Genomic DNA, 23,001 nt, shown 5'->3' on the forward strand with positions numbered 1-23,001 from the left:
GTGCCATGGCCAGACCCCCTCTCACTCTAGCCGCGTTGGCCACGGCGGCGGTGCCCGGCCTCGAGGTGAGCGCGGCCCGTGCGCACTCGCGTCGCAGCCACGGGGGCTACGACGCCGTCGAGCTCCGTTCGGCCGACGGGCGGCACCTCGTCATCCGCGCGCCGCGGTCGCAGAACGCCGAGACGGAGCAGTCCGCCGACCTCGTCGCCATCCGCGCGATGACGGCCGGGATCCGTGCCCGGCTGCCGTTCCGCGTGCCGCAGTTCGTGGGCCAGGCGCCCATCGACGGCACGCGCGCCGTCGTCACCGGATTCCTCACAGGCGCCGTGCGCACCGCCGACGAGCTCACCGAGCACCCCGCGCTGGCCGCCGCGGTCGGCGCCGCGGTCGCTGCGGTGCACGCGCTGCCGAGCGGGTTCGTGGGCGACGCCGGGCTCCCGCGCGAGACCGCCGACGAATCGCGCGACGGCGTGATCGAGCTCATCGGCCGGGCCGCCGACACCGGAAACCTGCCCGCGGCCATCCTGCGCCGCTGGGAGCAGGCCACCGACGACGAGTCGCTGTGGCGGTTCCGCCCCACGGTGATCAACGGCGGCCTCACCGCCGACTCGATCCTCGTCGACGGCGACGCGGTCAGCGCGATCATCGGGTGGGCGGCGCTGGCGGTCGGCGACCCCGCGCGCGACCTGCATTGGCTCATGACCTCGCGCGGGGCATCCGCCGAGATCGCCCTCGAGGCCTACGTCATCGGCCGGAGCGGCGGCGCCGACGGCCACCTGCCGCAGCGCGCGCTGCTCTACGGCGAGCTGGAGCTGGCCCGCTGGCTGCTGCACGGCATCGACCAGCGCGACGAGGCGATCGTCGACGACGCGGTGGCGCTGCTCGACGGACTCGCCGCGAGCGTGCACGACCGGTCGAGCGAGCCGCTGTCACCCGAGACCGGGCCCATCATGACGGTCGGCGACGTGGAGCGGATGCTCGACGACACGCCTCGGGGCGCGGTGCCGCGCGAGGGCGGCGCGACGCTCCTGACCGACAGCTACGACTTCTCGGAGCTCGAGCGGCGCGAGGCGGGCGAGCATCCGGCGGCGGCGATGGACCTGACGGCGCCCATCCCCCTCGACCTCAGCGACTGGGGCGACGCGACGCTGCACGCGGGTCAGCCGACCGCGGACGGAGCGGCGCCCGACGCGGCGACCGACGCCCACGAGCGCCGCAACGCCGCCTCGTCGTAGAGCCGCTCGGGCCGGATGACCCGGTCGTCCTCGACGAAGTAGAACACCGCGTCGACGCTCTGGGGCGGCACGTCGGCCCACTTCGCGTACGCGAGACGGTAGAGCGCGAGCTGGGTCTGCTTGAGCTCGAGGTCGTGCGCGTCGCGCGGTGCCTTGCCGGTCTTCCAATCGACCACCTGGTAGCGGATGCCGCGCTTCGCGAGCTCGCTCCCGGCTGGCACCTCGTACACCGCGTCGAGCTTGCACACGAATACGTGCGCGTCGATCGGCAGGTGCAGCTCGAGCTCGACGGCGATCGGCCTTCGGCCGCCCCACTCGGACGCCTCGAACGTGGCCTGCAGGGAGCGCAGGCGCTCGGCCGTCGCGGCCGCGATCGAGGGTGCGGGCGCGGGCGGCGGCGTCGGCGGGTCGTCGGCAGGGTCGCCGGTGCCCTCAGCGGCGCCGGGCCGATCGGAATCGAGCGAGCGGTCGAGCGCGTCATCATCGTGCCAGAGCCCGTCGTGCCCGATCTCGTCGATGGCCGCCGCCTCGCCCTCGCCGGTCGCGCGGTGCTCGACCCAGGCGTGGAACAGGGTGCCCAGCCGGGTCGCGCGGTAGGGCCGCTGCGGCATCGGACGACGCAGCTGCTCGGCGACCGCAGCCGGGTCGTCGACGTAGTCCTTGAACCGCGACGCCGGCACGCGCGCCGGGATCGCCGGCGACGCCGGACCCTCGGAACGTCGCCGTCGATCCTCCAGCAGCAGGCGCAGCTCCTCGGCGAGGCGGGGGCCGATGCCCGCGCCGCTCGGCTGCTCGGCCGCGACCCGCACGGCCTCGGCCGCGGCGAGCACGGGGTCGCGCCGGGCACCGAGCGGATCGAGCGGCCACACCTGGCGCTCGGTGGCGCCTGCGCGCGGGTTGGCGTCGGCGATCGGCGCGGCGGGGAGCACACCGGGCGCGATGATGCCGGCGCGCGACAGCTCGTAGAGGTAGGGGCTGGGCTTGCGGGGCGACTTCTGCGTCGACCACCACGATCCGGTGAGCAGGAGCTCGTCCCGCGTCCGGGTGAGCGCAACGTAGGCGAGCCGCCGCTCCTCCTCGGCGAGGCGCTCGCGGTTCTCGTCGGCGAACGCCCCGAGCGCCCGGTCGAACTCGACCTGGCTCGGCACGCCGCGCCACTGCAGCTCGGGCAGCTCGTCGCGGTCGCCCTTGAAGTCGTTCGGCAACTCGCCGAAGGCGAGCCAGCCCTTCGTGGTGCGCGGCTTCGCCGGCAGCTCCTCGTCGACGAGCCGCGGGATCGCCACCACGTCCCATTCGAGGCCCTTCGAGCCATGGATCGAGAGCACCTGCACGGCGCCGGGCTCGGGCTCGTCCTGCCGGGGGGCCAGTCGGTCGCGCTGCTCGGCCTCGGTGAGCCAGCCGAGGAAGGCGCCGAGCGTCGGATGCTCGGACACGTCGGCGAATCCGGCGAGCAGCTCGTCGAATGCCTCGAGGCTCGGCGCACCGAGCGGCTGGGCGGCGTTGGCGGCGACCTCGATGTCGAGCAGCAGCTCCTGCTCGACGAGGTGCACGAAGTCGACCAGCCCGAGCCCGGCGCGGCGGCGCAACGACTGGAGTTGGGCACCCGCCCGGCGCATCCGGCCCAGGCCCACCGCGGTGAACTCGCGCAGCGCCGAGTGGCCGTCGGGCGCCGTGAGCAGGAAGTCGAGCGCGTCGACGATCGACGGCGACTCGTCGGGCGCGATCGACGCGCGCAGCTCGCGGCGGACGTCGTCGTCGAGGCGCCGGCTGCCGAGGTCGCGGTCGGCGAGCCAGCGCGCCAGTCCGTTGAGCGCGACGAGGTCGGCCGGGCCGATGCGCCACCGCGCGCCGCCCAGCACGCGGATGAGCTCTGAGCCGGCCGTCGGGTCGTGCAGCACCCGCAGCACGGAGACGAGATCGGCGATCACGGGCTGGTCGAGCAGGCCTGCGAGGCCGAGCACGTGGGCCGGCACGCCGTGCGCGCGGAGCGCGGCGGTGAACACGCCCACGTTCGCGAACGTGCGGCAGAGCAGCGCGCCGCTGCGCGCCTCGCGCCCGCCCGCCGTGCCGACGCGCGCGCGGAACCATCGGGCGACGAGGTCGGCCTCCTCCTCGATCGTCTCGGCCCACGCCGTGTCGACGACGCCCGCACCGGCGAACGGCGATGGGGCGAGCGGCGCCTTCGGGATCCCGGTGTCGAGGGGCTCGATGATCGCGTTCGCGGCGTCGAGCACGATGCGCGGGTTGCGCCAGCTCGTCGACAGGTCGAAGACCCCGGCCTCGCCGGGTGCGCCGTCGACGTCGGCGGCGAAGTCGCGCGAGAAGCGGGCCAGGTTCGCGGCGCTCGCCCCGCGCCATCCGTAGATCGACTGGTCGGGGTCGCCCACGGCCATGACCGAGTGGCCGCGGAACAGCGTGGCGAGCAGGCGGGTCTGCACGACGCTCGTGTCCTGGTACTCGTCGAGCAGCACCGTGCGTGCGCGCTCGCGGTGGGCCGCCACGACGTGCGGATGCCGCTCGCAGATCGCGAGCGCGAGCGCGACCTGGTCGGAGAACTCGACGTGACCGCGCTCGCGCTTGGCCGCCTGGTAGGCGTCGGCCAGGTCGAGGAGCGGCGGGAGCGCGCCGACGACGCCGAGCGCGTCGACGAAGGTCGCGAAGTCGGTGCGCTTGCGCGGCGCCTCGATGGGCAGCCCCTCCATCGCGAGGAAGTCGCGCGCGAACGCGCGCACGTCGCGGCTGTCGGCGACGTTCTCGGCGAGCGCTCGGCTCAGCGAGAGCACGGCGCCCGTGACCCGGTCGAGCGACGCGTCGAGCTCGACGAGGCGCGGGTCGGCCGACGCGCTCGCGACCGACCGCGCGAGCATCCAGGCGGATGCCTCGCCGAGGACGGAGGCGTCGGGCTCACGGCCGATGAGCATCGCATGCTCGCGGTAGATGGCGCTCGCGAACGCGTTGTAGGTGCCCACGGCGGCCGACTCGAGCGGATCGAGCTCGACGTCGGCGATGCCCTCGGCGACGAGCTGCCCGACGCGTTCGCGCACCCGCTCGGCCAGCTCGCCCGCCGCTTTGCGCGTGAACGTGAGGCCGAGCACCTCGGGCACGGCGACGTGCCCGTTGGCGAGGAGCCACACCACACGGTTGGCCATGGTCTCGGTCTTGCCGCTGCCGGCGCCGGCGACGACGATGCTCGCACCGTGCGGGTCGGCCTCGATGACCGCGCGCTGCTCGTCGGTCGGCGCGTGGAGCCCGAGCCTCGCGGCGATCTCGGCGGCGCCGATCGAGGCTGGGGCGGGTGCCGCGCTCATGCCGACACCGCCGGCACCAGGTGCACGCGGTACTGCCACGACCCGAAGCGCGACCGGAACCCGAGCTCGCCAGGGCCCTCGAACGCGCTGCCCGACATCGTGCGCGCGACCGCGGCGAGCCGCTCGCGGAATGCGGCCTCGTCGTCGTCGTCGAACGGCTGCTGCGCCCGCTCGGAGAAGCCGAGCCCCCGCACGGGCCTGGCCACGTACACGAGCTTCGCGCCGCCGTGCACGCCCGCGTCGGGCACCTCGCCGAGGCGCGCGGCGAGCTGGTAGGCCGCGAGCTGCGGATGCTGCGCGGTCTGCTCGGCGGTCGGCGTCGTGCGGCCCGTCTTCAGGTCGACGATGACCGTCGTGCCGTCGGGCGACGCCTCGACCCGGTCGATGGTGCCCGTGATCCGGATGCGATCGACGACGAGCGTGAAGCGGCCTTCGGCGCCCAGCAGGACCTTGCGGTCGTCGCGGAACTGGGTGAGGTAGTCGGAGGCGCCCTCGGCCATGCGCCGGGCACCTCGGCGCTCGCGCTCGGCGACCCAGCCGGCCTCGAAGCGGAGGTCGCGCCAGCGCTCCTCGACGGACGTCCACAGCGTCTCGATGCTCGTGTCGCCGTCGTCGCGCCGACCGGCCTCCTCGACGACGGCGTGGATGAGCGTGCCGATGGAGGCGGCGATGCCCGACGGCGGAGCGGCGACGCGGTCGATGAACCAGCCGAGCGGCGACTCCTCGGCGCGGTCGATCTGCGACGGGGACACCGCCACGACGGCTTCGGGGTCGCCCTCGAGGTCGACGATGGGCGCGGTCGTCGACGGCGCCGCCAGTCCGTACCAGTCCTCGGGGTGTGCGCCCGGAACGCCCTCCTCCGCGAGCAGCGCGAGCGCCGCGGCGGCCTCGTGGTCGCGGCTCGCGGCGAGGTCGCGGCGCAGCGCGCCGACGAGCCCGCGCAGGTGGAGCGGGCGGCGTCGGGGGCGGAGGCGCTCGGCCGCGTAGCCCATGAGCATCGACGGCTGCTCGTCGTCGTTGGCGGTGCAGCTGAGCACGAGCTGCCGGCGGGCACGTGACGCGGCCAGCGCGAACAGCCGGAGCTCGTCGCCACGGACCGTGGCGCGGGCCTCGGCGGTGGTCTCGGGCGCGGGCAGCGGGGCGCCGGCGCGGGCGGCTTGCACGACGCGCGGGAGCAGCCCGGCGTGCAGCAGCGTGCCGCGTGGGCGGAGGTTGGGCCAGACGCCGTCTTGGAGGCCGGCGACGACCACGACGTCGAACTCGCGGCCGATGAGCGTCGGCGGGGTGGTGACGAGCACGGTCTCGGCGTTGCGCCGCGGGGCGAGGGAGTCCTCGGGGAGCTCGCTCGCGAGCACGTCGTCGACGAAGCGCAGGGCCGGGGCGTCGGGCTCGCGCTCGACGAACCGCGTCGCCGCGGCGAACAGGGCGACCGCGGCGTCGAGGGCGCGGTTCGCCTCCTCGGCGAGCACGCCCGTTCCGCGTGCCTGGGCGCCCCACTCGGTCGCGAGGGAACTGCCGTCCCACAGCGACCAGAGCACCTCCTCGATGGTGCCGCCCCTCTCGGCGACGACGCGCGCGGCATGCAGGAGCTTCGCGAGCCGGGCGGCTCGGCGCCCGGGTGCGGCGTCGATCGTCTCGAAGCCCCCGGGCGCCGACAGCGCGTCGACGAGGAGCTCGTCGCCCGGGCGCGAGCCGCCCGCGGCGAGCTCCTCGTGCCGAAGCGCGAGGCGGAGCCGGCGCAGTCCCACACCGTCGAGCCGGCCGAGCGGACCCGTGAGCAGGCTCACGGCGAGCTCTGCCGTGAGCGGCTCGCGCCCGAGCACGAACGACGCCGCGGCGAGGAGCGCGGCGGCCGCCGGCGCCTCGCGCAGGGCGGTGCGGGCCGCGTCGCCCGCCGTGGGCACGTCGGCGAGCGCGAGGCCGCGCTCGATGGCCGGAACGTCGGCGCCCGAGCGCATCACGACCGCCATCGACGACCACGGCACGCCGTCGAGCAGGTGACGCTCGCGCAGCAGTCCGGCGATCGCCTGGCATTCGGCGGCGTGCGAGGCCGCCTCGATGCCGAGCACGGGTGCGAGCGGGTCGGCGTCGGCACGGTCGTCGGCGCGGTGGCTGCCGGCGCGCGCGTCGACGCCGCTGCCGTCATCGTCGCCGGAACCGTCGAGCATCGCCTGGCGGTGCACGCCGCCCAGCGCCGTGCCGATGTGCGAGGTGACCGAGTGCACGAGCTCGCGGATCGCGGGACGGCCGCGATGCACCGCGTCGAGGTCGATGCGACGAACCGGGGCGCCGACCACCGCGCCGAGCGAGCCGAGGAGCTCGGGTCGGCCGCCGCGGAATCCGTTGCTCGCCACGTCGGGATCGCCGAACGCGACGATCGCGACCCCGCGGGCGGCGAAGGCGCCGAGCAGCGCGGCGGTGGCCTCGGTCGCCTCCTGCGCGTCGTCGACGACGATGAGCCGCAGCCCGGCGAGCGCCCCGAGCGCCGCGGATGCCTCGGGGTCGACGGTGCTGCGCCGCACGATCGCCGCGGCGAACGCCCCCAGCTCGGCCGAGTCGAACTGCGTCGGCCGCAGCTGCTCCTTGACCTCGGCGTACTCGGCGAGGAACGCGGCGACGGCGACCCACTCGGGCCGGCCCGCCCGCTCGCCGAGCCGGGCGAGGTCGTCGGCGCCGACGCCGTGCTCGACAGAGCGCATCATGACGTCGCGCAGTTCGGAGCGGAACCCGCGCAGGGCACGCACCTCGGGCGTGAGCGGGTCGGGCCACGTGGGCCCGAATCCGTCGCGGATGCCGCCCTCGAGCAGCTCGCCGACGATCTGGTCGTGCTCGGCGCCCGTGAGCAGTGTCACGGGCTCGCCCGTGAACGCGCGGACGAGCTGGAACGCGACCGAGTTCACCGTGCGGGCGAGGGGGCCGCGCGTGGTGACGCCGAGCCGTACGGCGAGCTCGTCGCGCAGCGCCGTGGCCGACGCCCGCGTGGCCGACAGCACGAGGACCTCGTCGGTCGTGTAGCCGCGGCGCTCGACGCGCTCGGCGACGACGTCGATCACGAGCCGGGTCTTGCCACTGCCCGGGGCCCCGAACACCGCCGCGTGCTCGCCGTCGACCAGGGTCGCGACGGGACGCAGGAGGGTCGCGGTGCCGGGCATGCCTGAACGCTAACGCGTTCCGCCGACAGTGAACGCGTACGGCCCGGCGCGGCCCGTGTCGTAGGGTTTCAGCAAGAGCAGAAAGGCGCACCGTGGACGTTCGCATCGGCATCCAGAACTCCCCCCGTGAACTCGCATTCGAGACGTCGCACTCGGCGGCGGAGGTGGAGGAGGCCGTCGGGGCCGCCCTCGCAGGGCAGTCGGCGCTGCTGAAGCTCACCGACGACAAGGGCACCGTCTACGTCGTGCCGGCGCCGGCGCTCGCCTACGTGGAGATCGGCTCCGAGGAGTCGCGCCGCGTCGGATTCGTCGCCTGACGATGGAGCTCCTCTTCGTCGTGCTCGGCGGCGCCATCCTCGGGCTCGGGGCGCGCTACGCGCTCCCGCGTCGCCACACCTACGGCAGCGCCCTCGTCCCGGCCATCGGCGCCGGCGTGGCCGCGGTCGTGTGGGTCGCCCTCACCTGGCTCGGCTGGGCGTGGGACGGCGGATGGATCTGGGTCGTCTCGCTCGCCGTCGCCGCCCTCGCGTCGGTCGGCGCCGTGCTCCTCATCGGGCCGCGCCGCGAGCACGCCGACACGGCGCTCTTCGAGCGGCTCGCCCGCCCCGGGGCATCCGCCCGCAAGGCCTAGCCCGTCTGGCACTGAGACCGCCGCTCGAGCGGTGGGTTCGAAGCTCGAAGCGCGCCGCTCAGGCGGTGAGCCCGAGCGCGTCCATGCGGCGCGTGTGGTCGGCGATGAGCTCAGTGAACACGGGCTCGACGTCGTCGCCGGATGCCTCGGACGCCCGCAGCGCCGACCGCGCGATGAGCAGCGTGTCGCCCACGAGGCTGCGCCCCCAGAGCGCGAGCCGATCGGCGAGGTCGGGATCGTTCGCGATCGCGGACTTCAGCTCGGTCTCGAGCACGACCGACGCGCCCTCCTCGTCGAGGATGGCGCGCACGCGCGAGCCGAGCTCGACCGGCAGGCCCTCGGCGAGCCGCGAGAAGTAGCCGTCGAGCATCCCCGCCGTGATGTGGATCCCGAGCAGCAGCTCGTACCAGTCGGCGCCGGAGGTGGCCGACCGGAACCGGTCGGTGGCGGGCGCGAACGGCGCCATCACGTCGTCGGGCTCGACGCCGAGGCGGCGGAGCTCCGCGATGAGGGCGTGGTGCTTGCGGAGCGCCACGCCCGCGGCGGCGCTCAGCCCCTCCTTCGCGGGCAGCGTCGGCGCGGTCGCGACGGCCCTGGCGAGGTTCTCGAAGAACTCGAGCTGGATGTACGCGGCCTGGCCGAGGAACGGCACGGGCTCGGGCACCAGCTCGGAGAAGTCGACCTTCGCCAGCTCGGTGGGGGCGACGCGGGGACGCAGGCGCGGCGTCTCGGGGCGGGAGGCCCGCCGATTCGTCCAGAACACCACGGGGACAGCCTATATCCGAGCCTCCCGAGCCCCTCGACGAGGTCCTCGGGCGCGTTCCACGCGACTCCCGGCAACCCCGTTCGAGGGCCGCTCCGGCGCCCTCCGAGAGGCTCACAGGCTCACTCCGATAGTGTGGAGGGGCATGCGGGCGTTGGATCCGCGGCCATGCGCCTGTATCGAGACGAGGCGCATCCCCTCATCACGCAACTTCGACAGGCAGATCTTTGACTACTTTCACCGACCTCGGCGTCGCGTCCGACATCGTCGACGCCCTCGCCGGGAAGGGCATCGTCGATGCCTTCCCCATCCAGGAGCAGACCATCCCCCTCGCCCTCTCCGGGCAGGACATCATCGGCCAGGCCAAGACCGGCACCGGCAAGACCTTCGGCTTCGGCCTCCCGCTCATCCAGCGCCTCGGCGACGCGCCCGGGCCGGGCGTGAAGGCGCTCGTCGTCGTCCCGACCCGCGAGCTCGCAGTGCAGGTGACCGAGGACCTCGAGCTCGCCACCTCCAACCGCCCCACCACCGTGGTCTCGATCTACGGCGGCAAGGCCTACGAGGGCCAGATCGAGCAGCTGAAGGCCGGCGCCCAGATCGTCGTCGGCACGCCGGGCCGCCTCATCGACCTCGCGAACCAGCGCATCCTCTCCCTCGCCGACGCCCACGAGGTGGTGCTCGACGAGGCCGACAAGATGCTCGACCTCGGCTTCCTGCCCGACATCGAGAAGATCTTCTCGAAGGTCCCGGCGACGCGGCACACGATGCTGTTCTCCGCCACGATGCCCGGCCCGATCGTCGCGCTCGCGCGCCGCTTCATGACGCGGCCGATCCACATCCGCGCGAACGACCCCGACGAGGGCCTCACGCAGGCGAACATCAAGCACCTCATCTACCGGGCGCACTCGCTCGACAAGGACGAGGTGATCTCGCGCATCCTCCAGGCCGACGGCCGCGGCAAGACCGTGATCTTCACGCGCACGAAGCGCGCCGCCGCGAAGCTCGTCGAGGAGCTCAACGACCGCGGCTTCAACGCCGCGGCCGTGCACGGCGACCTCAACCAGGACCAGCGCGAGCGCGCCATGGCCGCCTTCAAGGCGGGCAAGAAGGACGTGCTCATCGCCACGGATGTCGCGGCGCGCGGCATCGACGTCGACGACGTGACGCACGTCATCAACCACACCATCCCCGACGACGAGAAGACCTACCTGCACCGCGCCGGCCGCACGGGCCGCGCGGGCAAGACCGGCATCGCCGTGACGTTCGTCGACTGGGACGACCTGCACAAGTGGGCGCTCATCAACCGCGCCCTCGAGTTCGGCCAGCCCGAGCCCACCGAGACGTACTCGTCGAGCCCGCACCTCTACAGCGACCTCGACATCCCCGAGGGCACCAAGGGCCGCCTGAAGCCCACGGCTGCCGCCGCCCCGACCCGCTCGAGCACCGCGGGCCGCAGCGAGGGACGCGCCGAGGGCGCCGAGCGCGCGCCGCGCTCGCGCTCGCGTCGCCGCACCCGCAGCGGCCAGCCCACGGGCGAGGGCGGCGCACCCGCAGCCGAGAAGGCCGACTCGGCCGTGGCCGCGGCCAAGGAGCCGGGCACCGGCACCCACGACGGCAAGGGCCACGAGCACCACGACGGCAACGCGGCACCGCGTCGTCGCCGTCGCCGTCGCGGTCCGCGCACCGGCGGGGCCGCCCCGCAGGCCTGAGCCGTCGGCGCCCGGGCCTCAGCTCGGGCGCCCGGCGCGCCCGAAGGGCCGAACGCCGTGCGCCCTACGGCGTCACGATCGCCGAGCCACGCCCCTCGGCGATGATGCGCTCGACGACCTCGGGCGCCGTGCGCAGCTCGCCCAGCCGGTTGGGCTTGCCCGTGCCGTGGTAGTCGCTCGACCCGGTGACGGCGAGCCCGTGCGCGCGTGCGAGCTCGCGGAGGCGGGCCTTGGCGTCGTCGCGATTCTCGGGGTGGTCGACCTCGAGGCCGAAGAGCCCCGCGTCGACGAGCCGCGCGAGGCGCTCGGGCGGGATGACCCGCTCGGCGCCGCGCGTGCCCGGGTGCGCGAGCACGGGTACCCCGCCCGCGGCCCGGATGAGCCGCACGCCCGTGAGCGGATCGGGCGCGTAGTGCGGCTGCGCGTACCCGGCTCGAGGGTGCAGGATGCCGGCGAACGCCGCCGAGCGCGTGGCCACGTGCCCGCGCGCGACGAGCGCGTCGGCGATATGGGGTCGGCCGATCGTGGCGCCCTCGCTGGTCTGCGCCAGCACGTCGTCCCAGCTGAGGTCGTAGTCGCGGCCGATGCGCCGCACGATCTCCTCGGCGCGCGTGAGGCGCGACTCGCGGATGCGCGAGGTCTCGGCGAGCAAACGCGCATCGAGCGGGTCCACGAGGTACGCGAGCATGTGCACGCTCATGAAGCCCTCGCGCGTCGACAGCTCCATGCCCGGGATGAGCACCACGCCCGTGTCGGGCACTGCCGCCGCCGCCTCGGCCCAGCCGCTCGTGGAGTCGTGGTCGGTGAGGGCGACGCCCCAGAGCCCCGCCGCCGCCGCCTGCGCCATGAGCTCGGCCGGCGACTCCGTGCCGTCGGAGACGGTCGAGTGCGCGTGCAGGTCCGCCTCGCCGACGGTGAGGGGGGCTGCTGGCATCCCCTCATGCTAGTCCCGGCATCCTCCCAGCCGATCGGCGGCGGTGCCTCGGCCGCGCGCGCCGAGCCTCGCCTAGGGTGGATGGAATGCTCCCCCGCATCCTCGGCTGGGCACTCGTGCTCGGCACCGCCCTGGTCGCGGCCGTGCTCCTGTGGCCGCAGGCCTTCGGGCTGCAGAACCAGTGGGTGGCGGCGCACGTCGTGGCGCTCCGCGGAGCGGCGGCGGCGTGCGGGGGCGTGGCCGCGCTCGTGCTGGCGCTGGCGGTGATCCCCCGCGCCACGCGCGTGTTCGGCATCGCGATGGCGCTCGTGCTCGCGCTCTTCGCCGTCGGCAACCTCGCGGTGCTCGCCGTGCGCGGCCTGGGCGGGTCGGATGCCGCGGGCGACGCGGCATCCGTGACGGTGCTGAGCTGGAACACGCTCGGCGAGGTGCCCGAGGCCTCGACCATCGCGGGACTCGCGCTCGACGAAGCGGCCGACGTGGTCGTGCTCCCCGAGACCACCGTCCCGCTCGGCGAGGAGGTCGCGATCGCGATGCGGGAGGGCGGTCGTCCGATGTGGGTGCACACGGTCGCCTTCGACGACATCGCGAAGGCCCGTTCGACCACCATCCTCATCTCCCCCGACCTCGGCGACTACGAGGTCGTCTCGGCGCTCGCGCCCGGGCCGCCCGGCAACACCAACACGCTGCCCTCGATCGTGGCCGAGCCCGTCGACGGCGACGGCCCGCGCATCGTGGCCGTGCATGCGGTCGCGCCGATCCGGTGGGAACTGCGCAACTGGCGCAGCGACCTGGACTGGCTCGCCGAGCAGTGCGCGGGCGAGAACGTCATCATGGCGGGCGACTTCAACGCGACCGTCGACCACTTCGCCGGGCGCGGGATCGACGGCGGCGACCTCGGCCGATGCCGGGACGCCGCCGTGGCGGCCGGCGCCGGCGGCCTCGGAACGTGGCCGACCGACCTGCCCGAGCTCCTCGGCAGCCCCATCGACCACGTGCTCGCGACGCCGGGCTGGCACGTCGACGCGTTCCGCGTGATCGGCGAGGTCGACCACGCGGGCAGCGACCACCGACCGGTCGTCGCGACGCTGACGCCCGTCGGATGAGTCCCTCGGACGGTGCGAGAATGGAGCACATGTCCGAGACGAGCGACACCAGCACGACCACCGCACCCACGGCTCCCGACGAGGAGGGCCGCAACGCGAATCGCTCGACCACCCCGGGCTCCGAGGGCTTCAAGCGATTCATCGGCAGCGGCTGGGCCGAGCGCGACGAGACACTGCCTCCCGCACGCGCGCAGGCCGTCCACGCGGCCGCCCGACGGGCTGCGGTCTCCGCGGCGTTCCCGGGCGAGCGCCTCATCGTCCCCGCCGGCGACATGAAGCAGCGTGCGAACGACACCGACTACCCGTTCCGCGCGCACTCCGCGTTCGCGCACCTCACCGGCTGGGGCTCCGACTCCGAGCCCGGTGCGGTGCTCGTCATGGAGCCGACGGCCGGCGGGCACGAGGCCACCGTCTACTTCCGCGAGCGCGCCGGACGCGACTCCGAGGAGTTCTATGCGAACCCCGCCATCGGCGAGTTCTGGATCGGCGCGCGCCCCTCGCTCGCGCACGTCGCCGCCGACCTCGCGATCGCGACCCGCGGCATCGCCGACCTCGACCACGTGCTCTCGAGGGTGGACACCGCGACGCGAGTCGTGCGCGAGGCCGACCCCGCGATCACCGAGCGGATCGACCACGCCCGCATCCGCTGGGCCGCCGAGACGGCGCTCTCGACGAACGCGGCCGACACGCCGTTCTCGATCGAGGTGAATCCCGAGCACGAGCCCGACGTGGGGCTCGCGCGCGTGCTCTCCGAGCTGCGCCTCGTGAAGGACGACTACGAGGTCGCCGAGATGCGCGCCGCGATCGACGCGACGCAGCGCGGCTTCACCGAGGTGCTCGAGGAGCTGCCGCGCATCACGTCCGAGGTGCGCGGCGAGCGCGTCATCGAGGGCGTCTTCGCCACGCGCGCCCGCCTCGACGGGAACGACGTCGGCTACGGCTCGATCGCCGCGGCCGGCCCGCACGCCACGATCCTGCACTGGACCCGCAACGACGGCCCCGTCGTGCCCGGCGACCTCGTGCTGCTCGACGCCGGCGTCGAGCGCGACAGCTACTACACCGCCGACATCACGCGCACGTTCCCGGTGAACGGCACGTTCTCGGCCGTGCAGCGCCAGGTCTACGAAGCCGTGCTCGAGGCCGCGGATGCCGCGTTCGCGGTCGTGCGGCCGGGGGCGATCTTCCGCGAGGTGCACGCCGCCGCGATGGCGGTCATCGCCCGGAAGACCGCGGAGTGGGGCTTCCTGCCCGTCTCGGCCGAGGAGTCGCTCGAGCCCGACAACCAGTTCCACCGCCGGTACATGGTGCACGGCACGAGCCACCACCTGGGACTCGACGTGCACGACTGCGCCCAGGCCCGCCGGTCGCTGTACATGGACGGCGAGCTGGCTCCGGGCATGGTGTTCACGATCGAGCCCGGACTGTACTTCCAGCCCGACGACCTCACCGTGCCGGCGGAGTTCCGCGGCATCGGCGTGCGCATCGAGGACGACATCCTCGTCACCGCCGACGGCGCCGAGAACCTCTCGGCGGGCATCCCGCGCACGATCGACGAGGTCGAGGCCTGGGTGCGCGCGAGCCGCGGCTGAGGGTTCCGACGCGCAGCGACCCGGGAGCGCCGGCGGGTCAGCCCTGCGCCGACGCCGCGCGGCGTGCGCGCCACCACGCCCAGAACCGGGCGAGCTGGCGCCTGGTGAACGCCGCCAGGCGCTTCGCCCACGCGAACTCGGTGCCGAGGATCGCCAGGCCGAGGAACACGACGAGCCAGCCCGGTCCGGGCAGCGGCACGAGCAGCAGTCCGCCGACCGCGATCACGCCGCCGAGCGCGCCGACCCCCACGCGGTAGGCGACGCGCAGCCGAGGGTGCCGGTCGATCCGTCGACGGATGCCGCGCAGCATCCGTCGCAACGGGCGATCGGGCCGCTCGGCCTCGGCGATGTCGCGTTCGAGCTCGGGCTGCGTGACCATGGCGGACACGATATATCGCGAAACTGGACGCGCGCCGCGACCTCGCTGCGCAGGTGCCCGGAGCGCGCCGTCAGGACTCGCCGGCGTCGCGCCGCTCGCGGGCGGCTCGCCGGGCGGCGTCCTGCGCCTCGCCGTAGGTGAGCGGGCGGGCGGCGTCCTCGCCCTCGGCTGCACCGGGCTGCGGCGCCGCGGGCGCCGGCGCGTCGGGCTCGCCGGCGACCGGCTGCGACGAGGTCGGCGGCGCTGACGGGGCGGTCGGCGTCACGACCGGTCCGGGTGCGACGGACGCGACGCCCGCGGCATCCGTGCCCAGCACCGTGCGTGCCCGGGCGACGTGCTCGGGCTCCGCGATGATCGCGTAACGCGTGGCGAGCACCTGCATGACCGACGTGAAGTCGCGACGGCGGCGGTTGATCGAGTACGAGACGAGGCCGAAGATCATGCCGAACCCGGCGCCGATGAGGATGGCCGAGCCGAGGATGCCGAGCCCCGCGCCCGCCGGCGAGAAGATGAAGAAGAGCAGCCCGAGGAACGTGCCGAACCAGGCGCCGGAGAGCGCGCCGGCGCCGGCCGCGCGGCCCCACGTCAGCACGCCCGTGATGCGCTCGACGCTCGTGAGGTCGGTGCCGACGATCGCGAGCTCGTTCACCGGGAAGGCGGCCTTCGCGAGCTTGTCGACCGCCGCCTGCGCCTCCGGGTAGGTCTCGAAGCTCGCCACGGTCTCGCCCTTGGGCAGGGTCGGGAACTGGCGCGCCGTCCGGCCGCCGAAGGGTCCAGGGTTGCTCACCCGGACATTGTCCCACGGCCTCCTGCACCGGGCCGGGAACGGGCGGTCTTCCCGGTTACGGGGGCTAAGTTGGTAGTCGTGAGCGCCACGAGAGTCTTCGTCGCCCGACTCGCCGGGTGCGCCGTCTTCGACCCCGCCGGGGATCGGGTCGGCAAGGTGCGCGACGTCCTCGTCGTGTACCGCAAGAACGACCCTCCGCGCGTGGTGGGCCTCATCGTCGAGATCCCCGGCAAGCGGCGGGTGTTCGTGTCGATCGGTCGCGTCACGTCGATCGGCGGCGGCCAGATCATCACGACGGGCCTCATCAACCTGCGCCGCTTCGAGCAGCGCGGCGGCGAGGTGCGCGTGATCGCCGAGATGCTCGGCCGCAAGGTGGTCTTCAACGACGGCTCCGGCGAGGCGACCATCGAGGACGTCGCGATCGAGGAGCAGGAGCCCGGCGAGTGGGAGGTCGACCAGCTCTTCGTACGCCGGCCGAAGACCAGCGCGTCGCCGTTCGCGAAGGGCCAGTCGGCCTACGTCACCTGGCGCGAGGTGCGCGAGCTCGCGCCGAAGGGCGAGGCGCAGTCGGCCGAGCAGCTCATCGCGACTTACTCCGAGCTGAAGCCCGCCGACCTCGCGAGCACCCTGCTCGACCTGCCGGCGCAGCGTCGGCAGGAGGTCGCCGAGGAGCTCTCCGACGACCGGCTCGCCGACGTGCTCGAGGAGATGCCCGAGTCCGATCAGGTCGACATCCTGGCCCGGCTCGGCGACGACCGCGCCGCCGACGTGCTCGACCACATGCAGCCCGACGACGCCGCCGACCTCATCGCGCAGCTGCCCGAGGAGCGCGGCGAGCACCTCCTCGAGCTCATGGAGCCCGAGGAGGCCGACGACGTGCGCTTCCTCCTCTCCTACGGGCCCGACACCGCGGGCGGCCTCATGACGACCGAGCCGATCATCGTGTCGGCCGACGCGACCGTCGCGGAGGGGCTGGCGCTCATCCGCCGGCACGACCTGCCGCCCGCCCTCGGCGCCGCGGTGTGCGTCACCCTCCCGCCCTACGAGCCGCCCACGGGCCGGTTCCTCGGCATGGTGCACTTCCAGCGGATGCTGCGCTACCCGCCGCACGAGCGCATGGGCACCCTCATCGACCAGGGCCTCGAGCCCGTGACCGCCGACACCTCCGCCGCCGAGGTCAGCCGCATCCTCGCGAGCTACGACCTCGTCTCGGTGCCCGTCATCGACGAGAAGCATCGACTCGTCGGGGTGGTGACCATTGACGACGTGCTCGACTACCTCCTGCCCGATGACTGGCGAAGTCATCCCGAGGAGACCGAAGTGGGTCGCCGCGCCGCGGCGCGGGCCCAGCTGACCACCGGAAGCATCCCGATCCCGAACGGAAGGAGGGCAGGAGATGGCACGCGTTGACGTCGAGGACCGCCGGTTCGACACCCCGAAAGGCATCCGCCGATCTGCGCCCTTCCGCGGCACCGGCGACAACGACCGCTTCGGCCGCTTCACGGAGTGGGTCGCCCGCGGCATGGGCACGCCGGGCTTCCTGCTCGGGCTCTCGGTGTTCGCCATCACCTGGATGGCGTGGAACACCTTCGCGCCCGAGCCGTGGCGCTTCGACTCGATCGCGATCGGCTTCACGGCGCTGACGCTCGTCCTCTCGCTGCAGGCCTCGTACGCCGCGCCCCTCATCCTGCTCGCCCAGAACCGGCAGGACGACCGCGACCGCGTGCAGATCGAGCAGGACCGCCAGCGCGCCGAGCGCAACCTCGCCGACACCGAGTACCTCGCCCGCGAGGTCGTGGCGCTGCGCCTCGCCGTGCGCGACCTCGCGTCGCGCGACTTCATCCGCGCCGAGCTGAAGGCGGTGCTCGAGGAGCTCGACCGGCGTGACGAGGAGGAACGCGAGCATGCCGCGTCCTGACCTCGAGGCGTCGGTGCGCGCGGCGCTCGGGTCGGTGATCGACCCCGAGATCCGCAAGCCCATCACCGAGCTCGACATGGTCGACTCGGTCATGGCGGGCGACGACGGTCGCGTGCACGTGGGCATCCGGCTCACCATCGTCGGATGCCCCGCCTCCGATCGCATCGAACGCGACGTGCGGCAGGCGGCCGAGGCCGTCGCCGGTGCCGGCAACGCCGACGTGACCCTCTCGGTCATGACCCCCGAGCAGCGCGCCGCGCTCACGGAGCGCCTCCGCGGCGGACGCGCCGCGCGCGGCAATCCGTTCGGGCCGGGCAGCCTCACGCGCGTCATCGCGATCACGAGCGGCAAGGGCGGCGTCGGCAAGTCGACGCTCACCGCGAACCTCGCCGTCGCACTCGCGGCGCGGGGCCTCTCGGTCGGGCTCGTCGACGCCGACGTGCACGGCTTCTCGATCCCGGGCCTGCTCGGCCTCGTCGACGAGCACGGCAACGCGGCACGGCCGACTCGCGTCGACGAGATGATCCTCCCGCCGGTCGCGCACGGCGTGAAGGTGATCTCGATCGGCATGTTCGTCGAGCCGACCGAGCCCGGCGGGCGGGCCTCGTCGGTCGCCGTGGCGTGGCGCGGGCCGATGCTGCACCGCACGCTCTCCCAGTTCCTCACCGACGTGTACTTCGGCGACCTCGACGTGCTGCTCGTCGACCTGCCGCCCGGCACGGGCGACGTGGCGATCTCGCTCGGCCAGCTGCTCCCGAACGCGGAGGTCGTCGTCGTCACGACGCCACAGCCCGCGGCCGCCGACGTGGCCGAACGCTCGGGCGTCGTCGCCCGGCAGACCGGCCAGCGCATCGTCGGCGTGGTCGAGAACATGGCGGGCTTCGCCGGCCCCGACGGCATGGTCGAGCTGTTCGGCTCGGGCGGCGGCGCGATCGTCGCCGAGCGCCTCTCCGAGGGCCAGCCGGCGCCGGTGCCGCTCCTCGCGAGCGTCCCGCTGAGCATCGCGCTGCGCCAGGGCGGCGACGCCGGCGTGCCCGTCGTGGTCGCCGCGCCCGACGATCCGGCCGCCCGCGCGATCGAGGACGTCGCCGCGCGGCTCGCAGCGCTCCCCCGCTCGCTGGGCGGCCGTCGCCTCGACGTCACGGTGCGGTGAGCCGGTGAGCCGAATCCCGCCCGCCCGCGTCATCCGCTCGCTCGCGCTCGTGGGCGCCCTCGTGACCGCGGCGGCCATGCTCGCGGGGTGCTCGGCACCCGGCGCCCCGGCCGAGGAGCCGCTGCCCGACGGGCTCGCCGTCGCCATCCAGCAGGGCCGGCTCGACGTCGTGAACGGCCGGCTCGTGGTGCGCTTCGAGAACACCGGCGACGAGTCGGTCACGGTCGAGGGATTCGCCGTCGAGACGCCGACGCTCGCCGACGGCCTCGAGCGCACGACGCCGTTCGAGCTCGCGGCCGATGACGCGATCGCGATCCGGCTCGACCTGCCCGAGAGCAGGTGCGATGCCGAGCCCGGGCCGGTCGTCGTGCACGTGACGGCCCGCACGGCGTCGGGCACGGAGGCGGCGGGCGACCTCACCGCCGAGGATCCGTTCGACACGGTCGCGCGCGTGAACGCCGAGGACTGCCTGGCCGAGTCGGTCGCCGACGTGGCGGCGATCGTGCTGCCCGAGCACCTGCGCTCGACGGGCAGCGGCCCCGACCGACGCGCGTTCATCGACGTGACGATCGAGCCCGTGGCATCCGGCGACACGACCATGCGCATCGACCGGGTCTACGGCTCCACGCTGCTGAACGCCGAGGACGGCATCGACTGGACGCTCGGCGTCGACGTCGCGGCCGGCGACCCGCCACTCGTGCTCACGCTCCCGGTGCGGCCGGCGCGCTGCGACGCGCACGCGATCGCCGACGACAAGCGCGGAACGATCCTGCCCTTCGAGATCGCGACCGGGGACGGGCGCGCGGGCCGGCTCGACGTGCCGAGCGACCCCGGGCTGAAGGCCGAGCTGTACGCGTACTACGCCGAGCGCTGCGGGTTGGAGGCACCGCCCGGGTAGGACCCCCGGAGTGGTCCGTCGACGCGGTGACGCGAGCGGACTAGCATGCGACGCATGACCGACGCGCCGCAGCCGACCGGATCCGCCGCTTCGGGCTCGACGGGCCGTGGCTGGTTCTCGAACCTGCCCGAGTGGGCGCGCTGGGCGATCCCGGTCATGCTCGTCTTCCTCGGCGTGGGCCTCATCGCGACGTTCCTCCGCTACACGGGCGGCGGGGCGTCCGACCCCGACACGCAGGTGCAGTCGCTGTGCCAGGCAGCCGTGCAGGACGACCTCGAGGCCCGCGGCGACACTGTCCAGGACCTGCCGCTCTTCCCCGACGTCGAGCAGGTCGACGACGCCGAGTACCGCGCCCAGGGGTCGGTGTCCTACGAGGAGGACGGCGAGACCGAGCAGCGCACCGTCCGCTGCGTCGTGCGGGTCGACGAGGACGGCACGATGCGGGTCGCGAGCGTCCGGTTCGGCGGCTGAGCAGCTTCCGTGAGCCGTGTCAGTCGGATGCCGCGGGCTGGTCGGATGCCGCGGGCCGCGGCTCGACCACGCGCGCGAGCAGCTCGACGAGCAGTCGCTCGGTGAGCGGTCCGGGCAGCGCCTCGACGAGCGCCAGCACCGGGGCGAGCCGATCGGGCAGCGCGCCCGTCGCGCCGTCGCCGACGAGCAGGCCGAACGCGGCGAGCAGCGACGCGGCCGCCTCGCTGTCGAGCCCGAGGGCGGCCGCGGCGAGCGCGTCCGCCCCACCGGGCAGCTGCTCGGCCAGGCCAGCGAGGAGCTCGCCGCCGTCGATCGGCGGCGCACCGCGCACCGCGTCGGCGGCGGCCGCGAGCGCCGCCGACAGCTCGGGCAGCACCGACTCGGTCACGGGCGTGATCGTGAGGTGCGTCGTGTGCGGCAGTCGCGTGCCGTCGGCCTGCACGAGGCCGGGCTGCAGCTGCAGGTGCCAGCCGGACGTGCGCGCGGCATCCGCCCAGTGATGCGGGTCGACGCGCCGATCGGGCGCGACCCCCTCGTCGGTCGCGACCGCGAGCAGCGGACCGGTCGGGTCGCCGACGACCCGGAGCCCCTCGATGCCGTCGACGAGGGCGCGCAGGGCGGCCGTCGCCCGGGCGGCGCGACCCGTGAGCTCGACGAACCCCGGCTCGCCGAGCGCCTGCACGATCGCCCACGATGCCGCGAGCGGGCCGGCGGGCCGGGAGCCCGCGAGCGTCGGGTTGACGACCGGGTAGCCGGGCCACGCCGTCGTCGCGAAGTACTGCCGGCGCTGCCGGTCGCGCCCGCGCGTGAGGAGCACCGAGACGCCCTTCGGGGCGTAGCCGTACTTGTGCAGGTCGGCGGAGAGACTCGTGACGCCCGGCACCGCGAAGTCCCACGCGGGCAGGTCGTCGGGCCAGAACGCGAGGGCGAACCCGCCGATGCAGGCGTCGACGTGCAGCGCGATGTGGCGGGCGTCGCAGATCGCCGCGACCTCGGCCACCGGGTCGAGCGTCGCGAACGGGTACGACGGGGCGCTCACCACCACGAGCGCCACGTCGTCGCCGAGGCGCGTCTCGAGGTCGCCGACGCGCGGTGCGCCGGTCGCGGGGTCGACCGGAACGAGGTCGAGGTCGAGGCCGAGCAGCTCCGCCGCCTTGTGGAACGCCGCGTGAACCGTGACGGGCGCGACGAGCCGCGGCGTCCGAGGCGTGCCCGCCCGAGCTGCCCGCCAGGCGTCGCGGGCCGTCTTTACCGCGAGCACGCAGCTCTCGGTGCCGCCCGAGGTCACCGAGCCGACGACGACGTCGGCGCCGCCGGAGCCCGCGGCATCGGGCTCGCCGTGGAAGACGCGGCGCGCGAACCCGACGACGGCCGACTCCATCGCGGCGACCGACGTGAACGTGGTGGGGTCGAGCCCGTTCACGGGCTGCACGAGCCGGGCCGCCTCGCCCGCCAGCTCGTCGAGCGCGTGCTCGCCGGAGTCGTAGACATACGAGAGCACGCGTCCGCCGTGGGTGGGCGCGTCGGCGGCGCGGAGCGACTCGAGTTCGGCGATGACCTCGGCGGGATCGCGCCGGAACACGCTCACAGGGCCACCGCCCGGAGCGCGGCATCCGCCTGGATGTCATGCTTGCGGAGCGGGTAGCGTCCGATCGGCACGAGGCTCAGCAGCACGAGTGTCGCGGGCAGGAGGCTGAAGCTCACGACGATGCCGACGACGGCCGCAGCGGGCTGCTCCACCACCGTCGAGCCGGCCGACTCGACGTAGCCCGTGACCGCGAGGGCGATCGTGAGCAGCGTCGCGCCGAACGCCATCCCGGCGGTCTCGCCCGCCGTCCAGATGCCGCCGAAGCTGCCGGCGCGCCCCTCGCCGTTCCGGCGCGCGTCGTGCGAGATCACGTCGGGCAGCATGGCCATCGGCAGCGACTGCATGCCGGCGTAGGCGGCGCCCGCGAGCGCGACGGGCGCATACACCCAAGCGCCGGGCGCCCAGAGCATGCCCACGAGCGAGGCCGCGGCCACGGCGAACAGCACGCTCGCGATCGCGAAGCCGCGCTCCTTGCCGACGCGGCGCGCCACCTGCTGCCAGACCGGCGCGCAGATCACCGCCGGCGCGATGAGCGCGACGAACAGGAACGTGACGGCGCTCTCGTCGTGCAGCACCCAGGTCGCGACGAACTGGGCGCCCGCGAGCATGACGCCGGTGGCGAGCCCCTGCAGCACGAAGGCGGCGAGCAGATCGCGGAACGGGCGGCTGCGGCGGAGTGCCCCGAAGCCCTCGGCGTATCCGGCGCGGAGGCTCCGCGGCTCGTGCCGACCCGTCGGAACACCGCGGGCTGCGGTGAACGAGGCCACGAGCATGCCCGCGCCGATCACGACGCCGGCCACGACCGCCATCACGAGATAGCCGACGTGCTCGTCGGCGAACGCGGCGCGCACCTCGGGGCCGCCCGCGCCGAACAGCAGGATCGCGACCGTCAGCACCACCACGCGCCAGGTGAGCAGTCGCGTGCGAGCGTCGTAGTCGCTCGTGAGCTCGGCCGGCAGTGCGATGTACGGCACCTGGAACAGGCTGAAGGCGGTCGCGGTCGCGAGGAACGCGACGCAGACCCAGGTGCCGGATGCCGCGGGGTCGAGCCCGGCCGGCACCGCGAACGTGAGCACGAAGCCGACGGGCAGCGCGATCGCGCCGACGATCATCCAGGTGCGCCGGGTGCCGGTGCGGGCGAGCGCACGGTCGCTGCGCTCGCCGATCCATGGATCGATCACGACGTCCCACACCTTCGCGGCGGTGACGACGAGTCCGGCCACGAGCGCGGCCACGCCGAGCGTGTCGGTCAGGTAGTACACGAGCACGAGGCCGGGCAGCGTCGCGAACCCACCTGTGCCGATCGAGCCGATCGCATACCGGGTCACGACGCCACGGGACAGGGATCGCTCCGGTGCGGTCATGGAGGCAGTGTACTCA

19 protein-coding genes are annotated in these 23,001 nt (G+C 74.3%); 11 read left to right on the forward strand and 8 right to left on the reverse strand.

The annotated features are described in order from the left end of the window. The first annotated feature begins 5 nt into the window (after positions 1 to 5). Positions 6 to 1,235: a phosphotransferase gene (locus ACWEOH_RS18495; protein ID WP_452033460.1), complete on the forward strand. Its 1,230-nt coding sequence runs from the start codon at positions 6 to 8 to the stop codon at positions 1,233 to 1,235. Here ACWEOH_RS18495 and ACWEOH_RS18500 read toward each other — a convergent pair. Next, positions 1,160 to 4,543, reverse strand: coding sequence for a UvrD-helicase domain-containing protein (locus ACWEOH_RS18500; RefSeq protein WP_452033462.1), 3,384 nt, complete (start codon positions 4,541 to 4,543; stop codon positions 1,160 to 1,162). The two genes, ACWEOH_RS18495 and ACWEOH_RS18500, sit on opposite strands and share 76 nt — an antisense overlap. Further along, on the reverse strand, positions 4,540 to 7,695 hold the full coding sequence (locus ACWEOH_RS18505; RefSeq protein WP_452033464.1) for a PD-(D/E)XK nuclease family protein: 3,156 nt from the start codon (positions 7,693 to 7,695) through the stop codon (positions 4,540 to 4,542). Before ACWEOH_RS18505 ends, ACWEOH_RS18500 begins: the two co-directional genes overlap by 4 nt. Before the next feature lie 92 nt (positions 7,696 to 7,787). Here ACWEOH_RS18505 and ACWEOH_RS18510 point away from each other — a divergent pair, with 92 nt between their 5' ends. Together ACWEOH_RS18510 and ACWEOH_RS18515 are read left to right on the forward strand one after the other, a co-directional pair. Beyond that, a complete protein-coding gene (locus ACWEOH_RS18510; RefSeq protein WP_148734495.1) occupies positions 7,788 to 8,012 on the forward strand; it encodes a DUF3107 domain-containing protein in 225 nt (74 codons plus the stop codon). 2 nt (positions 8,013 to 8,014) lie between these two features. Continuing rightward, complete coding sequence (locus ACWEOH_RS18515; RefSeq protein WP_452033466.1) at positions 8,015 to 8,326, forward strand: hypothetical protein; 312 nt, start codon at positions 8,015 to 8,017, stop codon at positions 8,324 to 8,326. A 58-nt stretch (positions 8,327 to 8,384) separates the two neighbouring features. Here ACWEOH_RS18515 and ACWEOH_RS18520 read toward each other — a convergent pair whose 3' ends face one another. Then, entirely contained in the window at positions 8,385 to 9,092 is a 708-nt protein-coding gene (locus ACWEOH_RS18520; protein WP_452033468.1) for a ferritin-like fold-containing protein, read from the reverse strand. A 224-nt stretch (positions 9,093 to 9,316) separates the two neighbouring features. On the opposite strand from ACWEOH_RS18520, the gene ACWEOH_RS18525 reads away from it, so the two are divergent. After that, positions 9,317 to 10,798, forward strand: coding sequence for a DEAD/DEAH box helicase (locus ACWEOH_RS18525; protein ID WP_452033470.1), 1,482 nt, complete (start codon positions 9,317 to 9,319; stop codon positions 10,796 to 10,798). 64 nt (positions 10,799 to 10,862) lie between these two features. Here ACWEOH_RS18525 and ACWEOH_RS18530 read toward each other — a convergent pair whose 3' ends face one another. Further along, positions 10,863 to 11,732: a PHP domain-containing protein gene (locus ACWEOH_RS18530; protein ID WP_452033471.1), complete on the reverse strand. Its 870-nt coding sequence runs from the start codon at positions 11,730 to 11,732 to the stop codon at positions 10,863 to 10,865. Between the two features lie 86 nt (positions 11,733 to 11,818). Here ACWEOH_RS18530 and ACWEOH_RS18535 point away from each other — a divergent pair, with 86 nt between their 5' ends. Both ACWEOH_RS18535 and ACWEOH_RS18540 read left to right on the forward strand, forming a co-directional pair. Further along, the gene (locus tag ACWEOH_RS18535) at positions 11,819 to 12,838 is read left to right on the forward strand and encodes an endonuclease/exonuclease/phosphatase family protein (RefSeq protein ID WP_452033473.1); all 1,020 of its coding nucleotides are present in this window, start codon (positions 11,819 to 11,821) and stop codon (positions 12,836 to 12,838) included. Positions 12,839 to 12,867: 29 nt separating this feature from the next. Beyond that, complete coding sequence (locus tag ACWEOH_RS18540; RefSeq protein ID WP_452033475.1) at positions 12,868 to 14,427, forward strand: aminopeptidase P family protein; 1,560 nt, start codon at positions 12,868 to 12,870, stop codon at positions 14,425 to 14,427. 37 nt (positions 14,428 to 14,464) lie between these two features. Here the strand turns inward: ACWEOH_RS18540 and ACWEOH_RS18545 are convergent, their stop codons facing one another. Then, entirely contained in the window at positions 14,465 to 14,806 is a 342-nt protein-coding gene (locus tag ACWEOH_RS18545; RefSeq protein WP_452033477.1) for a TIGR02611 family protein, read from the reverse strand. A gap of 70 nt (positions 14,807 to 14,876) precedes the next feature. Continuing rightward, positions 14,877 to 15,593: a general stress protein gene (locus tag ACWEOH_RS18550; RefSeq protein ID WP_452033478.1), complete on the reverse strand. Its 717-nt coding sequence runs from the start codon at positions 15,591 to 15,593 to the stop codon at positions 14,877 to 14,879. Positions 15,594 to 15,671: 78 nt separating this feature from the next. On the opposite strand from ACWEOH_RS18550, the gene ACWEOH_RS18555 reads away from it, so the two are divergent. The 5 genes from ACWEOH_RS18555 to ACWEOH_RS18575 are packed head-to-tail and all read left to right on the forward strand — an operon-like array spanning position 15,672 to position 20,033. Continuing rightward, the gene (locus ACWEOH_RS18555) at positions 15,672 to 17,003 is read left to right on the forward strand and encodes a magnesium transporter MgtE N-terminal domain-containing protein (RefSeq protein WP_452033480.1); all 1,332 of its coding nucleotides are present in this window, start codon (positions 15,672 to 15,674) and stop codon (positions 17,001 to 17,003) included. Continuing rightward, positions 16,990 to 17,511 (forward strand): DUF1003 domain-containing protein, encoded by a 522-nt coding sequence (locus ACWEOH_RS18560; protein WP_148734488.1) that lies wholly within the window; start codon positions 16,990 to 16,992, stop codon positions 17,509 to 17,511. The genes ACWEOH_RS18555 and ACWEOH_RS18560 overlap by 14 nt, the downstream gene beginning before the upstream one ends. Next, positions 17,498 to 18,664, forward strand: coding sequence for an Mrp/NBP35 family ATP-binding protein (locus ACWEOH_RS18565; protein WP_452033482.1), 1,167 nt, complete (start codon positions 17,498 to 17,500; stop codon positions 18,662 to 18,664). The genes ACWEOH_RS18560 and ACWEOH_RS18565 overlap by 14 nt, the downstream gene beginning before the upstream one ends. Positions 18,665 to 18,668: 4 nt before the next feature. Further along, positions 18,669 to 19,562: a hypothetical protein gene (locus ACWEOH_RS18570; protein WP_452033484.1), complete on the forward strand. Its 894-nt coding sequence runs from the start codon at positions 18,669 to 18,671 to the stop codon at positions 19,560 to 19,562. A gap of 54 nt (positions 19,563 to 19,616) precedes the next feature. Further along, positions 19,617 to 20,033, forward strand: coding sequence for a hypothetical protein (locus tag ACWEOH_RS18575; protein WP_452033486.1), 417 nt, complete (start codon positions 19,617 to 19,619; stop codon positions 20,031 to 20,033). 19 nt (positions 20,034 to 20,052) lie between these two features. Here ACWEOH_RS18575 and ACWEOH_RS18580 read toward each other — a convergent pair whose 3' ends face one another. Beyond that, positions 20,053 to 21,621, reverse strand: coding sequence for a pyridoxal phosphate-dependent decarboxylase family protein (locus tag ACWEOH_RS18580; RefSeq protein WP_452033487.1), 1,569 nt, complete (start codon positions 21,619 to 21,621; stop codon positions 20,053 to 20,055). Continuing rightward, entirely contained in the window at positions 21,618 to 22,985 is a 1,368-nt protein-coding gene (locus ACWEOH_RS18585) for an MFS transporter (RefSeq protein WP_452033488.1), read from the reverse strand. The genes ACWEOH_RS18580 and ACWEOH_RS18585 overlap by 4 nt, the downstream gene beginning before the upstream one ends. Positions 22,986 to 23,001: the final 16 nt, after the last annotated feature.

It is taken from the genome of Agromyces sp. NPDC004153, from assembly GCF_053603635.1.

Coding starts and splice junctions, on each gene's coding strand:
- ACWEOH_RS18495 (WP_452033460.1), top strand. CDS start 6: ATGGCCAGACCCCCTCTCACTCTAGCCGCGTTGGCCACGGCGGCGGTG.
- ACWEOH_RS18500 (WP_452033462.1), bottom strand. CDS start 4,543: ATGAGCGCGGCACCCGCCCCAGCCTCGATCGGCGCCGCCGAGATCGCC.
- ACWEOH_RS18505 (WP_452033464.1), bottom strand. CDS start 7,695: ATGCCCGGCACCGCGACCCTCCTGCGTCCCGTCGCGACCCTGGTCGAC.
- ACWEOH_RS18515 (WP_452033466.1), top strand. CDS start 8,015: ATGGAGCTCCTCTTCGTCGTGCTCGGCGGCGCCATCCTCGGGCTCGGG.
- ACWEOH_RS18530 (WP_452033471.1), bottom strand. CDS start 11,732: ATGCCAGCAGCCCCCCTCACCGTCGGCGAGGCGGACCTGCACGCGCAC.
- ACWEOH_RS18535 (WP_452033473.1), top strand. CDS start 11,819: ATGCTCCCCCGCATCCTCGGCTGGGCACTCGTGCTCGGCACCGCCCTG.
- ACWEOH_RS18540 (WP_452033475.1), top strand. CDS start 12,868: ATGTCCGAGACGAGCGACACCAGCACGACCACCGCACCCACGGCTCCC.
- ACWEOH_RS18545 (WP_452033477.1), bottom strand. CDS start 14,806: ATGGTCACGCAGCCCGAGCTCGAACGCGACATCGCCGAGGCCGAGCGG.
- ACWEOH_RS18560 (WP_148734488.1), top strand. CDS start 16,990: ATGGCACGCGTTGACGTCGAGGACCGCCGGTTCGACACCCCGAAAGGC.
- ACWEOH_RS18565 (WP_452033482.1), top strand. CDS start 17,498: ATGCCGCGTCCTGACCTCGAGGCGTCGGTGCGCGCGGCGCTCGGGTCG.
- ACWEOH_RS18575 (WP_452033486.1), top strand. CDS start 19,617: ATGACCGACGCGCCGCAGCCGACCGGATCCGCCGCTTCGGGCTCGACG.
- ACWEOH_RS18585 (WP_452033488.1), bottom strand. CDS start 22,985: ATGACCGCACCGGAGCGATCCCTGTCCCGTGGCGTCGTGACCCGGTAT.